The sequence below is a fragment of the Pandoraea sp. NPDC087047 genome (genome assembly GCF_044745225.1).
GTDB lineage: Bacteria > Pseudomonadota > Gammaproteobacteria > Burkholderiales > Burkholderiaceae > Pandoraea.
Genome location: NZ_JBIUZU010000009.1, coordinates 123727 through 137728 on the forward strand (window position 1 = coordinate 123727; position 14002 = coordinate 137728).

Here is a 14002-nt window from a genome sequence, read left to right on the forward strand (position 1 = left end):
CCTGAACGGACCGGCGGGGCCGCGCCCCGATCCCGCCGCCTCCGAGACGCCATCGAATGACCTGAACAGGCAACCGACCGGATCATCTTGAAAGCACCCGCCCAAGAATTCACCGCCCCCCGCGACGACAACCGCCGTCTGGCCAACCTCTGCGGCCCGCTCGACGAAAACCTGCGCCAGATCGAACAGGCGCTCGACGTCTCGATCACCCGCCGCGGCCATCGCTTCTCCGTTCGCGGCAAGAGCGCCGAAGTTGCCACGCAGGCGCTCGAGAGCTTCTACAACCGGGCGACCGAGGCACTGTCCGTCGACGATATCCAGTTGGGTCTGGTTGAGACGCGTCAGGGCCTCGCGCCCCTCGTGCGGCATGGCGACGACAACCCATTCGCCGCCGGCGAGACGCAGGACGGCTCGCCCGTGCTGCACACGCGCCGCAGCGACCTGCATGGCCGCACGCCCGCACAGCGCGACTACCTCAAGCAGATCCTGTCGCACGATGTGACGTTCGGCATCGGCCCGGCCGGTACCGGCAAGACGTATCTCGCCGTGGCCTGTGCCGTCGACGCGCTGGAGCGCGACGCGGTCAAGCGCATTGTGCTCACGCGCCCCGCGGTCGAAGCCGGTGAGCGTCTGGGCTTCCTGCCCGGCGATCTGGCCCAGAAGGTCGATCCGTACCTGCGTCCGCTCTACGACGCCCTCTACGACCTGCTCGGCTTCGACAAGACACAGAAGTATTTCGAGAAGCAGATGATCGAGATCGCGCCGCTCGCGTACATGCGCGGGCGCACGCTCAATCACGCGTTCATCATTCTGGACGAGGCGCAGAACACTACGCCCGAACAGATGAAGATGTTCCTCACGCGTATCGGCTTCGGCAGCAAGGCTGTCGTGACGGGCGACACCACGCAGGTCGATCTGCCGCGCGGTCAGAAGAGCGGCCTGATGGAAGCGCAAGTCGTGCTGAAAAACGTTCGCGGCATTGCCCTGACGCGCTTTACCAGCGTCGACGTGGTGCGTCACCCGCTGGTCGCGCGCATCGTCGAAGCGTACGACGAGCACGCGCAGCACACCGAAGCCGGACTGGATCTGCCCGCGCCCCAGCGCGTGCGCGCGCCGCAATCCCCTCGCGCGGCCGGAGGCAAGGCATGAGCGAGCGGGCACCGCGTCACTCGCTCACGCTGACGAGCCAGTTCGTGGCGGGCCCGGCGTTCGCCACGCACAAGGCGTTGCTCTCGCGCACCGCCGTGCGCCGTTGGGTGCAGGCCGCGCTGCTGGCCGACGCCGAGCTCACGCTGCGCTTCGTCGACGCCGAAGAAGGACAAACGCTCAACCGGGGGTATCGCGGCAAGGACTACGCCACCAATGTGCTGACGTTCGCCTACGCGCAAGACGAGAGCGATCCGGTGACGGGCGACATCGTGCTGTGCTGCCCCGTGGTCGAGCGCGAAGCGAACGAGCAGGACATCACGCTCGAAGCGCATTACGCACACCTGATCGTGCACGGCGTGCTGCATGCGCAAGGCTACGATCACGAGGAAGACGACGAAGCGCAGGAAATGGAAAGCCTGGAGACGGAGATTCTCGCCGGTCTCGGTTACGCCGATCCTTACGCAGCGGAGAAGTCGCCGAAAGCCGCTGATGCCGCGAAGGCCACGGCTGCCGTAGATGACGCAAATGCCCCCGCGACGCTGAAGTCCACCCCGCGTGCCAAGCCCGCCCGTCCGGCCCCGGCCGCGAAGGCGCCTCCTTCCCCCCGAAAAGCGCCGGCCACCGCCAAATCGCGCCGCGCCTGAGCCGACAACGTATGGACCGTCTCTCCGATCGACCGACCGCCCCCGGCACTGCACAGACCAGCGTCTCGAGCGGTCCCGGATGCCATCGGTACCCGCCGGACCTCGGCGTGTCCCGCCATCTGACGCAGGAAGAACTCTCCGGATCGCTCGACAAGGCCCTCGTCGACTGGGACGGCCGCGAAGATCTCTGGATCTTTGCGTACGGGTCGCTCATCTGGAATCCCGGCATGCCCGTCGAAGAAAGCCATCGCGCTCGCGTGCACGGCTATCACCGCGGGCTGTATTTGTGGTCGCGCGTGAACCGCGGCACACCGGAGCAACCGGGACTCGTGCTGGCGCTCGACCGCGGCGGTTCGTGCGCGGGCGTGGCGATGCGGCTCTCGGCCGCCCACGCGCGCGCCGAGCTGGAGACGCTCTGGTATCGCGAGATGGCGATGGGGTCGTATCGCCCGACATGGCTCAATTGCCAGTTGGCGGATGGCCGTACCAAGCCGGGGCTGGCGTTCGTCATGCGGCGCGAGGCGATGAGCTACGCCGGACGCCTGCCCGACGACATCATCCGTCAGGTCTTCGATCAGGCACAGGGACGCTATGGCACCACGCGCGATTACGTCGCGCGCACGGTCAAGGCGCTGCGCGAAGCGGGCATGCCCGATCCGGCGCTCGAGGCCGTGCTGCACCGCTGCGGTGCGAAGTAAAGGAAAAGACGACGCGAGCGGATGCAGACGGACAGCGCGCACGAGGCGTCAAACCATCTTGAAATCTCCTGAAACATGCGAGGCGGCCACGGCCCGCGAGCCAGCGGTGTTACGCGCTTGGGCTGCCTCGGGAATGCCGCACATCTGGTGTATCCTTGGGGTTCCTGTAACAGCTCGGCGTCCGCCCAACTTGGACGCGCCGTCATGAACGACCCTTATCCCAGTCGACCCGGTCGAAAAAGCCCCGAAAAACCTCGCTCTCTGCTCGAACGCCTCACCGATCTGATTTCCCCGGAACCGGAGTCGCGTGCAGAGTTGCTCGAAATTCTGCAAGACGCCCACGCCCGCAACCTGATGGACGCCGATTCTCTGGCGATGATCGAGGGCGTATTCCAGGTGGCCGATCTGTGCGCCCGCGACATCATGGTGCCGCGCGCGCAAATGGACGCCATCAACATCGAACAGACGCCCGACGCATTTGTCCCCTTCGTGCTGGAACAGGCGCACTCGCGCTATCCGGTCTACGAGGGCAATCGCGACAACATCATCGGCATTCTGCTCGCGAAGGATCTGCTGCGTTACTACGCCAATCACGATTTCGACGTGCGCGACATGCTGCGCCCGGCCGTGTTCATTCCGGAGTCGAAGCGTCTGAACGTGCTGCTGCACGACTTCCGCGTCAATCGCAATCACATCGCCATCGTCGTGGACGAATACGGCGGCGTGGCCGGTCTCATCACGATTGAAGACGTGCTCGAACAGATCGTCGGCGACATCGAAGACGAGTACGACTTCGATGAGGAAGAAGACAACATCATCGCCGCGCCCGACGGCACGTACCGCATTCGTGCGCTCACGGAAATCGAGCAATTCAACGAAGCGTTCGGCACGCAGTTCCATGATGACGAGAACGACACGATCGGCGGTATGATCACGCACCAGTTCGGCCGCGTGCCGCGCCGTGGTGAGCGTGTGCGCATCGGCAATCTCGTGTTCGAAGTGCTGCGCGCCGACGGCCGTCAGGTCCACATGCTGCTGTTGCGGCGCGTGGAGCCGGTACCTGCCGTTCAGCCCGAGTAATCAACCCCATCCGATCCATGCAGGAAATGACCGTCCACGCGCCCGAGCGGCGCTCGTGGCCGGCCTGGCGTGCCCGTGCGCTCGCCGGTCTGGCCGGTATTGCGCAAACGCTGGCCTTCGCCCCGCGCGATCTCTGGTGGCTGCAACTGCTCGCCATGGCGGGACTGTTCGCGCTCGTCGAGCGCAGCGCCTCGCGTCGCAGCGCCTTTTGGCTCGGCGGCAGCTTCGGTGTCGCCTCGTTCGCGAGCGGCATCTGGTGGCTCTACATCAGCATGCACACCTACGGCGGCATGCCCGCTGTCATGGCAGGTGCCGCCGTCGTGCTGTTCTCGATCTATCTGGCGATCTATCCGGCGCTGGCGGCGTTCGTCACGCGTGCGGTGCCGGTCGTCGGCCCGTGGCGCGTCTTCGCGTTCGCGGGCGCCTGGACACTCGCCGAATGGCTGCGCGGCACCGTCTTCACCGGCTTCCCGTGGCTCTCGCCCGGTTACGCCCATGTCGACGGCCCGCTCGCCGGCTTTGCACCGCTCATCGGCGTGTATGGCATCGGCGGACTCGCCGCGCTCGCTGCCGCATGGCTCGCGCGTGCGGTGCTGCCGGTCGCGGCGACGGTGCGCGCGACACGGCGTCTGGCGGCGGTCGTCGGGGTGCTGGCGCTGCTTGGCGCGGGCGCAGGACTGGCCCGTCACACATGGACAACGCCCTCGGGCAAACCGCTCACCGTGCGGCTGCTGCAAGGCAACGTGGCGCAGGACATGAAGTTCGAGCGCGCGGGCATCGAGCACGCGATGGCGCTCTATCGCGACATGATCGTGGCCGCCCCCGCCGATCTCATCATCACGCCGGAGACGGCATTCCCGGTGCTGCTGCAAGGCATTGCGCCGGAAGTCGCCGAGCCGATTCGCGAATTCGTGGACCGCACCGGCTCGCACGTGGTGCTGGGCGCCGTGGGCGCCACGCTCACCGAGCGCGGCCCCACCGACCTCACCAACAGCCTGTTCGGTGTGACGCCGCGCGATCCGACGCTCTATCGCTACGACAAGCACCATCTCGTGCCCTTTGGTGAATTCGTCCCGTGGGGCTTTCGCTGGTTCGTCGACATGATGCATATCCCGCTGGGCGACTTCCTGCGCGGCACGGCCACGCCGACCGGTTTCCCGGTGCGCGATCAGCGTGTGGCGCTCGACATCTGCTACGAGGATCTGTTCGGCGAGGAGATCGCGCAGGCGCTGCGCAGCATGCCGCAGCCCGCCACGGTGCTCGCCAACTCGACCAACCTCGCCTGGTTCGGCGACACCATTGCGCTCGACCAGCATTTGCAGATCGCACGCATGCGCACGCTGGAGACGGGGCGTCCGATGCTGCGCGCCACGAACACGGGGACCACGGCCATCATCGACGCGCACGGCCGTGTGCAGGGGCGTCTGCCGGCCATGACCGTCGGCGCCCTCACGGGGCACGTGCAGCCGTACACCGGCCTCACGCCCTACGTGCGCTTCGGCAATGTGCCCGCGCTGGTGCTGGCGCTCGTCGCGCTGGGCCTCGGTCTGGCAATGACGCGCCGGGCACGCTGAGCCAAAGGCGGGCCGGGTGACGGGTGACGCCGACCCCGTCAAAACGGCACACGGAAGAAACCGGGGGGACGTGAAAATCCCCCCGTCGTGCCACCCCAAGGGCATCAACGCCCCGTTCGGGTCGAATTCCCGCTAAAATTCAACGTTTTAGTCTTTTGGGCGCGCTCGCGGCCGGGCCAAAAGACTGCGCAAAATCCGCATTTTTTCCTGTTCGTCCGCGCGAATTCATCATGCTTACCTTTCAACAAGTCATCCTGACGTTGCAGGATTACTGGGACAAGCAAGGCTGTGCGTTGCTCCAGCCTTACGACATGGAGGTCGGCGCCGGTACCTCGCACACTGCCACGTTCCTGCGCGCGATCGGTCCGGAGCCGTGGCGCGCTGCCTATGTGCAGCCGTCGCGCCGTCCCAAGGATGGCCGTTACGGTGAGAATCCGAACCGCATGCAGCACTACTACCAGTACCAGGTGGTGCTCAAGCCGGCCCCGGAGAACATTCTCGACCTGTACCTCGGTTCACTGCGCGCGCTCGGTCTCGACCTGACCGAAAACGACGTGCGCTTCGTGGAAGACGACTGGGAAAACCCGACGCTCGGCGCCTGGGGCCTGGGCTGGGAAGTGTGGCTCAACGGCATGGAAGTGACGCAGTTCACCTACTTCCAGCAGGTCGGCGGCCTCGACTGCAAGCCGGTGCTTGGCGAAATCACGTACGGCATCGAGCGTCTGGCCATGTATCTGCAACAGGTCGAGAACGTCTACGACCTCGTGTGGACGGAGTGGGAAGAGCAAACGGCTGACGGCCCGGTCAAGCGCCGCCTGACCTACGGCGACGTGTTCCATCAGAACGAAGTCGAACAGTCGACGTACAACTTCGAGCACTCGAACCAGCCGATGCTGTTCGGCTTCTTCGACAACTACGAGAGCGAAGCGAAGCGTCTCATCGAAGCCGAACTGGCGCTGCCCGCCTACGAGATGATTCTCAAGGCCGCGCACACCTTCAACCTGCTCGACGCGCGCGGCGCCATCTCGGTGACCGAACGTGCGGCGTATATTGGCCGCATCCGGGCGCTGTCGCGCCTGATCGCACAGGCCTACTACGCCTCGCGCGAGAAGCTCGGCTTCCCGATGCTGAACGCCCCCGCCGCCCCGATCCAAACATCAGCCCAAACGCAACCCGCATGATGAGCACCGCACAACGCACCCTGCTGGTCGAACTGCTGACCGAAGAACTGCCGCCGAAGGCACTGGCGCGTCTGGGCGACGCGTTCGCCGAGGGCATTGCCAACGGCCTGCGCACGCGCGGCCTGACCACCGACGCCAGCGTCGTCACGCCGTACGCCACGCCGCGCCGTCTGGCCGTCACGATCTCGCACGTGCTCGAGCGCGCCCCGGACGCGACCATTCGCGCCAAGGTGCTGCCGGTGTCCGTCGCCCTCGACGCCAACGGCAACCCCACGCCGCCGCTGGCGAAGAAACTCGCCGCCATGGGCTTTGCCGACCTGCCGGTCGCCAGCCTCGAGCGCGCCATGGACGGCAAGGCCGAAGCCTTCTTCCACACCTACACCGCCGCAGGCGCCCAACTGGCCGACGCGCTGCAAGCCTCGCTCGACGAAACGCTGGGCAAGCTGCCGATTCCGAAGGTCATGAGCTATCAGCGCCCGGACGGCGAGACGGTGCAGTTCGTGCGCCCGGTCCACGGCCTGATCGCACTGCACGGCGACGCGCTCGTGCCCGCCACGGCCATCGGCCTGTCCTCGGGTAACACAACGCAGGGTCACCGCTTCCTGTCGACGGGCGAAGTCACCGTCGCCAATGCCGACGCCTACGCCGCCGTGCTGGAAACCGAAGGCAAAGTGCTGGCCAGTTTCTCGGGGCGTCGCGATGCCATCCGCACGCAATTGCTCGCCGCCGCCGGCAACGATCACGTGGTGATGCCGGACTCGCTGCTCGACGAAGTAACCGCACTCGTCGAATGGCCCGCGATCTACGGCTGCCATTTCGAGAAGGAATTCCTGGCTGTGCCGCAGGAATGTCTGATTCTCACGATGCAGACGAACCAGAAGTACTTCGCGCTCACCGACAAGCCGCTCGCCGAGGGTGGCCGTCTGACGAACCGCTTCCTGATCGTCTCCAATATCGAGACCGCGAAGCCCGAACAGATCGTGACGGGTAACGAGCGCGTGGTGCGCCCGCGTCTCGCGGATGCCAAGTTCTTCTTCGAGCAGGACAAGAAGAAGAAACTCGAAGCGCGCGTGCCGCTGCTCGCGAACGTTGTCTATCACAACAAACTGGGCTCGCAATTCGAGCGCACGAAGCGTTTGATGGGGATCGCCAAGGCGATCGAGGAAGTCCGCGCCGATGCCGCGACCCGCGAAGCCAGGGCCAACCTGGCCGTGCGCGCCGCCGAGTTGGCCAAGGCCGACTTGCTGACCGATATGGTCGGCGAGTTCCCTGAGCTGCAAGGCACGATGGGGACGTACTACGCGCGCCACGACGGCGAGCCGGAAGACGTCGCGCTGGCCTGCTCGGAACACTACCAGCCGCGTTTCGCTGGCGACGCCCTGCCGACCACCGACACCAGCATTGCCGTGGCCCTCGCCGACAAGCTCGAAACGCTCGTCGGCATCTGGGGTATCGGCCTGCAACCGACGGGCGAGAAGGATCCGTTCGCGCTGCGTCGTCATGCACTCGGTATCGTGCGCATGCTCATCGAGAAGCGTCTGCCGTTGATGCTGCCGGCACTGCTCACGGTGGCGTATCAGCAGTTCACGACCGGCGTGGCGGACGCCGCTTATCTGAACGACGTCTACCAGTTCGTGCTCGACCGCCTGCGCGGTTATCTGCGTGAGCGTGGCTACGCCGCCAACGAGATCGAAGCCGTGCTGGCCGACCAGCCGGAGTATCTGGGCGATCTGATCGAGCGTCTGGACGCCGTGCGCGCGTTCTCGGCACTGCCGCAAGCCGAAGCGCTCGCCGCCGCGAACAAGCGTATCGGCAACATTCTGAAGAAGACGGCGCCGCCGCGCGACGGCACGATTGCGCCCGCGCTGCTGATCGAACCGGCCGAGAAAGCGCTCGCCACCGCACTCGAAAAGGTCACGCCGGTCGTGCAGCAGAAGTTCGAGGCACGCGAGTATGCGCAGGCGCTCTCCGCGCTGGCCGAACTGCGCGAAGCGGTCGACGCGTTCTTCAACGACGTGATGGTGATGGCCGACGACGAGGCGCTGCGCAACAACCGCCTCACGTTGCTGAACAACCTGCACTTCCAGATGAACCGCGTGGCCGATCTCTCGAAGCTCGCCACCTGATGTTCCACCGAGTCAACTGAGCCCCTCATGGATTCGCGCAAAGATCGCACCCCCGGCCCCGCCGCCCGCAAACTCGTGATTCTGGATCGGGACGGCGTCATCAACGTCGACTCGGATCAATTCATCAAGTCGACGGACGAGTGGGTGCCGCTGCCCGGCAGTCTCGAGGCCATTGGCCGGCTGAATCAGGCCGGCTACCGGGTTGTCGTGGCGACGAACCAGTCGGGCGTGGGGCGCGGACTTTTCGACATGGCGACGCTCGGCGCCATGCACGCGAAGATGTCGAAGCTGGCGGCCGCCGCCGGCGGACGCATCGACGCGGTGTTCTTCTGCCCGCACACGGCGGTCGACGCCTGCGACTGCCGCAAGCCGAAGCCCGGCCTGTTCCAGGAAATCGCGCGACGCTATGAAGTCGACCTGACCGGTGCGCCGGCCGTGGGCGATTCGTTGCGCGATTTGCAGGCCGCCGCCGCCGTGGGTGCGCTGCCGCATCTGGTGCTCACCGGCAAGGGCAAGCAGACACTTGCCGCGGGCAACCTGCCCGAAGGCACGCGTGTTCACGACAGTCTCGCAGCTTTCGTCAACGACCTGCTCGCCGACGGCAAAGCGTAAGCGCACGCCCCACGCACCGGCAACCGAATTCAGGCCAGGACCCCATGCTGCAACTTCGCTCGATTCTCTTCTTCATCTTCCAGATTACCTGGACGATTCCCTACGCCATCGCGTGCATCCTCTCCTTCCCGTTCCTGTCGCGCGTACAGCGTTACTGGTTCGCCGCGGGTTGGTGCAAAGTCGTGATACGCGTGGGCGACAAACTGTGCGGCATGCGCTATCGCGTGATCGGCTGGGAGAATTTGCCGCAGACACCTGCCGTCATTCTCTCGAAGCACCAATCGGCGTGGGAGACGGTGGCCATGCCTGCGCTGATGCCGCGTCCGCTGTGCTACGTGTTCAAGCGCGAGTTGCTCTATGTGCCGTTCTTCGGCTGGGCGCTGGGTCTGCTGAGCATGATTCACATCGACCGCCGCAAGGGCACCGACGCCTTCGCGTCGGTCGTCAGGCAAGGCCGTGAGCGTCTGGCCGAAGGGTCGTGGATCATCATGTTCCCGGAAGGCACACGCACGAAAACCGGCTCGCGCAACAAGTACAAGTCGGGCGGCGCGCGGCTTGCGGCCACGACCGGCACGCCTGTCGTGCCCGTCGCGCACAACGCCGGACGCGTCTGGCCGCGCAACTCGTTCATGAAATATCCCGGGGAAGTGATCGTCTCGATCGGACCGGTCATCCAGACGGAAGGCCGCACGCCCGAGGCCGTCAATGCCGATGTTGCCGAATGGATCGAGCGCGAGATGATACGCATCGACCCCACCGCCTATACGTCGAAACCGAGGACGGGCGCGTCGGATACCACCGACGCCACGCCACGGACCTGACTGCGCCTCACGCGAGACCGTCTCATGCCGAAAGCCCAACCCGCCACTCGCGACAGCCGCGATTCACGCGAGCGTCACTCCCGGCATGAGACCCCAGCTCCCCAAATGGAACTCGACCTGTTCGGCGCCCCCGCTGCCGAAGCCAATGGCGTAGCGACCGACGCGCCGAACGCTTATGTCGCACCGGCCGCCTCGGCCGGCGCTGCCGCGCCACTGAACTCGGTCAGCCCGCTCAGCCCCTCCGCCACCGACACGCCCGCACCGGGGACCGTGCCGCGTCGCGCACCTGTCGCCGGTGAGCGCGTCATCATGCTCGACGGCCACGCGCTCTACTACCGTTTCAAACGCTCGTCACGCCGCACCATCGGATTCATGATCGACGAGTCCGGGTTGGCCGTAACGGCGCCTCGCTGGGTCACGATCGCAGACGTCGAAGCGGCCGTCATCGAGAAAAGGCGCTGGATCTTCACCAAGATCGCCGAGTTTCGCGAACGGGCGGCGCGACGCGTCATTCCACGCGTGACCTGGGTCGACGGCGCGACGTTGCCGTATCTCGGCCATACGCTGACCGTGCGCCTGGGCGGCCGTGGCGGGGCCGTGCAATACGACATCCATACGCATACGCTGTGGCTCGAACTGCCGCCGCAGGCGGCACCCGAGCAGATGCGCGACCGCGTGCAGGGCTGGCTGCAACAGGAAGCCCGGAAACTCTTCACCACGCGGCTGGAAGTGTATGGCGAGCGGCTTGGCGTGCGCCATACGGCCTTGGGACTGTCGTCGGCCACCACGCGTTGGGGCAGTTGCGGCGCCGACGGACGCATTCGCCTGAACTGGCGGCTGATCCACTTCCCGCTGAGCGTGATCGATTACGTGGTCGCGCACGAACTGGCGCACTTGAAGGAGATGAACCACGGGCCGCGTTTCTGGCAGGCCGTGGCGTCGATCTTCCCGGAGTTCGAAACGGCCCGCGACACGCTCAAATCCCACGCCTCCGAGTGGTTGCCGGAATTTTGAGCAAATGTCGCCTCTCGTGACGTCTCAATAACAGAATTGTTCAACGCTGCATGAACGATGTTCATTCTCGTGGTCGCGGGTACAATTGAGTTTTCGTTGTCCCCACACTCAAAAACACCATGCGAATGCTCCATACCATGCTGCGCGTCGGCGACCTGCAGCGCTCGATTGATTTCTACACGCGCGTGCTCGGCATGCAATTGCTGCGACAGAGCGAGAACCCCGAGTACAAGTACACGCTGGCGTTCGTCGGCTATGGGTCCGAGTCGGAGAACACCGTGCTCGAACTGACCTATAACTGGGGCGTGGAAAAGTACGAAATCGGCACCGCGTTCGGTCATCTGGCCGTCGAAGTCGAAGACGCCTACCTCGCCTGCGACACGATCCGCGCCGCCGGTGGCAAGGTCTCGCGCGAAGCCGGTCCGGTCAAGGGCGGCACCACGGTCATCGCCTTCGTGGAAGATCCGGACGGCTACAAGATCGAACTGATCCAGAAGCACTCGGCCAAGGGCGGTCTGTAAGACAGGCTGACGCGCTCGACCAGCGCAATGCGATGTGACGGCCACCGTTGCGCGGTGGCCGTGTCATTGCCGGCACTTGCCGCGCAACCTCGTGCCGGTTCGGCAATCTGCCGATCGGGCTCGCCCGGACCGGCGCGACGCGTCAGAACTCCACCATCGCAAAATCTTCTTTGCCCACGTCGCACAACGGGCAACGCCAGTCTTCCGGCACGTCTTCCCATCGGGTTCCCGGCGCAATGCCGTCTTCGGGATAGCCCGTCGCTTCGTCGTAAATCCATCCGCAGATCACGCAGACCCACTGACGCGATGCCGCTTCGGTCTCATTTCGGGCCTCACCCTCGGCCTCACTCGATGCCTCATCGGCAGACGCTGCGGCAACGTGCTCGCCCTGCGCTTTTTCCGAAGCCTGAGCCGCGCCCGGATCGAGCAGCGTGAAGACCCACGGGGATTCGATGCCGGCGATGTCCGAGGCCTCTTGCCCCTGCCGGCTCAGATGCGATTGCAGCGCGGCAAGCAATGCCTGCGCTTCGTCGCGCGTGAGATCGATCCAGTAAGGATCGCCAGCCCCGTCATTGAGTCGCGACGGAGAGAACTGCAATTCGACGGCCGAGCCTTTCTTGTACATACGCCTGGGTGCTGAATACGGAAAAAATCCCTCGCGGAGCATTGTAGCCACGTGCTTTGGCGGAATAAACCGCGCCACGGGGGAGACATTGTGCCGCACGACGCAACAATGGGTGCGCTCGCGAGCGCGTCGATTACCCGCGTTAGCTGCACCAGTATGATGCACGCCGTTTTGGGATCGGTCACAATGGCCGGTACTGCGCATCGCCCCCCCGATGCATCGCCATCCGAATCAACGCCATGACAACTACACCACGTCCGATCGATGCCACCGCACTCGCCATCATGCTGGGCTTGTGCATGGTCTGGGGAGGTCAGCAAGTCGCCGTCAAACTCGCCGTACCGGTTGTGCCCGCCGTCTTGCAGGCGGGCTTGCGCTCGGTCGTGGCCATGGTGCTCGTCGGTGCGTGGATGCTGTGGCGGCGCCAGCGCCTGATCACCGGCGACGGCACGCTGCCCGCCGGGATTCTCGCGGGCGTGCTGTTTTCGCTGGAATTCCTCTGTATCTTCGTCGGCCTCACGTACACGAGCGCCTCGCGCATGGCCGTCTTCCTGTACTCGGCACCCTGCTTTACCGCCATCGGCCTGCACTGGGCCGTGCCCAGCGAACGACTGCGCCCGATGCAATGGCTCGGCATGGCGCTGGCCTTCTGCGGCATCGTGGTGGCGTTCTCCGACGGCAGCGGCACGGATCTCGCGAAGACATGGCCCGGCGATCTGCTGGCCATCGCCGCGGGCATGTTCTGGGGAATGACGACGGTGGTCGTGCGTGCGTCGCGTCTGGCCACGGCGGCGCCGTCGAAGACGCTGCTCTACCAACTCGCGGTCTCGGCAGTCCTGCTGTGTGTGCTGGCGCTGGCTACGGGCAATGTGCACGTCGGACCGATGTCGGCCACAACATGGGTCAGCCTCGTCTACCAATCCGTCGGGGTGGCGTTCGCGAGTTATCTGATCTGGTTCGGGCTGCTCACGCGCTACCGCGCCGGCCCCCTCGCGTCGTTCTCGTTCCTGAGTCCGCTTTTCGGCGTGACGTTCGGCGTGCTGATTCTCGGGGAATCGGTCGGCTGGCGCTTCGGGGGCGCCGTCGTGCTCGTGTTTGCCGGAATCAGCCTTGTGAACCGGCGCCGCTGATCGCGCGCGACAGGCTCACGTATTCGTCGACCGGCACATCTTCGGCGCGACGCGTCAGGTCGAAACCGAGCGCGTCGAAATCGACCCGGTCACGATAGCTGTGCAGCGTGTTGCGCAGCATCTTGCGGCGCTGCGAGAAGGCCTGCGCCACCACCGCTTCGAACACGTCGAGATCGACCTGCGGCAGATCGGCCACTGCGCGCGGAATCATCCGCACCACGGCCGAGTCGACTTTCGGCGGCGGGTTGAAGGCGTCCGGCGGCACGTGGAGCACTTTGTCCATCCAGTAGCGGTACTGAAGCATGACCGACAACCGGCTGTAATTGCTCGACCCGGCCGGGGCAACCATGCGCTCGACCACTTCGTCCTGCAACATGAAATGCTGATCGCGCACGAACGCGGCGTAGCGCATCAGATGGAACAGCAGCGGACTGGAGATGTTGTACGGCAAGTTGCCCACGATGCGCAGCGGCGCTTCGTCGCGACGGTCTTCCGGCACGAGCGAGCCGAAGTCGAAGTCGAGGGCGTCGCCCGCGTGAACACTCACGCGGTCACCGAACTTGCGCGTGAGACGCGCGACCAGATCGCGGTCGAGTTCGACCACATGCAGATGCGCGAGCCATTCGGTGAGCGGTGTCGTCAAAGCGCCGAGACCCGGGCCGATTTCTACCATCAGGTCGTCGGTGCGCGGCGAAATGGCGCTCACGATCGCATCGATCACGCCCATGTCGACGAGAAAGTTCTGACCAAAACGTTTGCGCGCCACGTGGCCCTGTTGGACGCCCGTGCGCTTCGATGCGCTACTCATGTGAGATTCCTTATGAACG

The 14002-nt window shown here is 65.2% G+C and carries 13 protein-coding genes and 1 pseudogene; 12 read left to right on the forward strand and 2 right to left on the reverse strand.

Annotated elements, in window-relative coordinates:
- Positions 1-87 precede the first annotated feature (87 nt).
- From ACIPHM_RS18420 to gloA, 11 genes and pseudogenes are all read left to right on the forward strand, one after another.
- Positions 88-1149 (forward strand): PhoH family protein, encoded by a 1062-nt coding sequence (locus ACIPHM_RS18420; RefSeq protein ID WP_400331200.1) that lies wholly within the window; start codon positions 88-90, stop codon positions 1147-1149.
- Positions 1146-1610 (forward strand): annotated as a pseudogene (gene ybeY / locus ACIPHM_RS18425) (rRNA maturation RNase YbeY); the annotation flags it as partial. The gene ACIPHM_RS18420 and the pseudogene ybeY, both read left to right, overlap by 4 nt.
- Positions 1611-1804: 194 nt before the next feature.
- Positions 1805-2491 carry a gamma-glutamylcyclotransferase gene (locus ACIPHM_RS18430; RefSeq protein ID WP_400331202.1) on the forward strand — a complete coding sequence of 229 codons (687 nt, stop codon included), beginning with the start codon at positions 1805-1807 and terminating at the stop codon, positions 2489-2491.
- A gap of 204 nt (positions 2492-2695) precedes the next feature.
- Positions 2696-3571, forward strand: a complete 876-nt coding sequence (locus tag ACIPHM_RS18435) for an HlyC/CorC family transporter (protein ID WP_400331204.1) — start codon at positions 2696-2698, stop codon at positions 3569-3571.
- A 26-nt stretch (positions 3572-3597) separates the two neighbouring features.
- The gene (gene lnt / locus ACIPHM_RS18440; RefSeq protein WP_400331478.1) at positions 3598-5145 is read left to right on the forward strand and encodes an apolipoprotein N-acyltransferase; all 1548 of its coding nucleotides are present in this window, start codon (positions 3598-3600) and stop codon (positions 5143-5145) included.
- A 230-nt stretch (positions 5146-5375) separates the two neighbouring features.
- On the forward strand, positions 5376-6326 hold the full coding sequence (gene glyQ, locus ACIPHM_RS18445; RefSeq protein ID WP_400331207.1) for a glycine--tRNA ligase subunit alpha: 951 nt from the start codon (positions 5376-5378) through the stop codon (positions 6324-6326).
- Complete coding sequence (glyS, locus tag ACIPHM_RS18450) at positions 6323-8452, forward strand: glycine--tRNA ligase subunit beta (RefSeq protein ID WP_400331209.1); 2130 nt, start codon at positions 6323-6325, stop codon at positions 8450-8452. Before glyQ ends, glyS begins: the two co-directional genes overlap by 4 nt.
- A gap of 27 nt (positions 8453-8479) precedes the next feature.
- Complete coding sequence (gene gmhB / locus ACIPHM_RS18455) at positions 8480-9064, forward strand: D-glycero-beta-D-manno-heptose 1,7-bisphosphate 7-phosphatase (RefSeq protein WP_400331211.1); 585 nt, start codon at positions 8480-8482, stop codon at positions 9062-9064.
- Between the two features lie 44 nt (positions 9065-9108).
- Positions 9109-9885 (forward strand): lysophospholipid acyltransferase family protein, encoded by a 777-nt coding sequence (locus ACIPHM_RS18460; protein WP_400331213.1) that lies wholly within the window; start codon positions 9109-9111, stop codon positions 9883-9885.
- Between the two features lie 105 nt (positions 9886-9990).
- Complete coding sequence (locus tag ACIPHM_RS18465) at positions 9991-10899, forward strand: M48 family metallopeptidase (RefSeq protein ID WP_400331215.1); 909 nt, start codon at positions 9991-9993, stop codon at positions 10897-10899.
- A gap of 119 nt (positions 10900-11018) precedes the next feature.
- Complete coding sequence (gene gloA, locus ACIPHM_RS18470; protein WP_400331217.1) at positions 11019-11420, forward strand: lactoylglutathione lyase; 402 nt, start codon at positions 11019-11021, stop codon at positions 11418-11420.
- A 142-nt stretch (positions 11421-11562) separates the two neighbouring features.
- Here gloA and ACIPHM_RS18475 read toward each other — a convergent pair whose 3' ends face one another.
- Complete coding sequence (locus tag ACIPHM_RS18475) at positions 11563-12045, reverse strand: rubredoxin (RefSeq protein ID WP_400331219.1); 483 nt, start codon at positions 12043-12045, stop codon at positions 11563-11565.
- A gap of 239 nt (positions 12046-12284) precedes the next feature.
- Between ACIPHM_RS18475 and ACIPHM_RS18480 the strand changes: the two genes are divergently transcribed.
- Positions 12285-13175 (forward strand): DMT family transporter, encoded by an 891-nt coding sequence (locus ACIPHM_RS18480; RefSeq protein WP_400331221.1) that lies wholly within the window; start codon positions 12285-12287, stop codon positions 13173-13175.
- Here the strand turns inward: ACIPHM_RS18480 and rsmA are convergent.
- Entirely contained in the window at positions 13150-13983 is an 834-nt protein-coding gene (rsmA, locus tag ACIPHM_RS18485; protein ID WP_400331224.1) for a 16S rRNA (adenine(1518)-N(6)/adenine(1519)-N(6))-dimethyltransferase RsmA, read from the reverse strand. The two genes, ACIPHM_RS18480 and rsmA, sit on opposite strands and share 26 nt — an antisense overlap.
- Positions 13984-14002 lie beyond the last annotated feature (19 nt).

Bases quoted from the DNA above. Each gene is read 5' to 3' on its own strand.
- gloA (WP_400331217.1), top strand. From the start codon at position 11,019: ATGCGAATGCTCCATACCATGCTGCGCGTCGGCGACCTGCAGCGCTCG.
- glyQ (WP_400331207.1), top strand. From the start codon at position 5,376: ATGCTTACCTTTCAACAAGTCATCCTGACGTTGCAGGATTACTGGGAC.
- ACIPHM_RS18465 (WP_400331215.1), top strand. From the start codon at position 9,991: ATGGAACTCGACCTGTTCGGCGCCCCCGCTGCCGAAGCCAATGGCGTA.
- ACIPHM_RS18475 (WP_400331219.1), bottom strand. From the start codon at position 12,045: ATGTACAAGAAAGGCTCGGCCGTCGAATTGCAGTTCTCTCCGTCGCGA.
- ACIPHM_RS18480 (WP_400331221.1), top strand. From the start codon at position 12,285: ATGACAACTACACCACGTCCGATCGATGCCACCGCACTCGCCATCATG.
- ACIPHM_RS18430 (WP_400331202.1), top strand. From the start codon at position 1,805: ATGGACCGTCTCTCCGATCGACCGACCGCCCCCGGCACTGCACAGACC.
- ACIPHM_RS18460 (WP_400331213.1), top strand. From the start codon at position 9,109: ATGCTGCAACTTCGCTCGATTCTCTTCTTCATCTTCCAGATTACCTGG.
- gmhB (WP_400331211.1), top strand. From the start codon at position 8,480: ATGGATTCGCGCAAAGATCGCACCCCCGGCCCCGCCGCCCGCAAACTC.
- glyS (WP_400331209.1), top strand. From the start codon at position 6,323: ATGATGAGCACCGCACAACGCACCCTGCTGGTCGAACTGCTGACCGAA.
- ACIPHM_RS18435 (WP_400331204.1), top strand. From the start codon at position 2,696: ATGAACGACCCTTATCCCAGTCGACCCGGTCGAAAAAGCCCCGAAAAA.
- lnt (WP_400331478.1), top strand. From the start codon at position 3,598: ATGACCGTCCACGCGCCCGAGCGGCGCTCGTGGCCGGCCTGGCGTGCC.
- rsmA (WP_400331224.1), bottom strand. From the start codon at position 13,983: ATGAGTAGCGCATCGAAGCGCACGGGCGTCCAACAGGGCCACGTGGCG.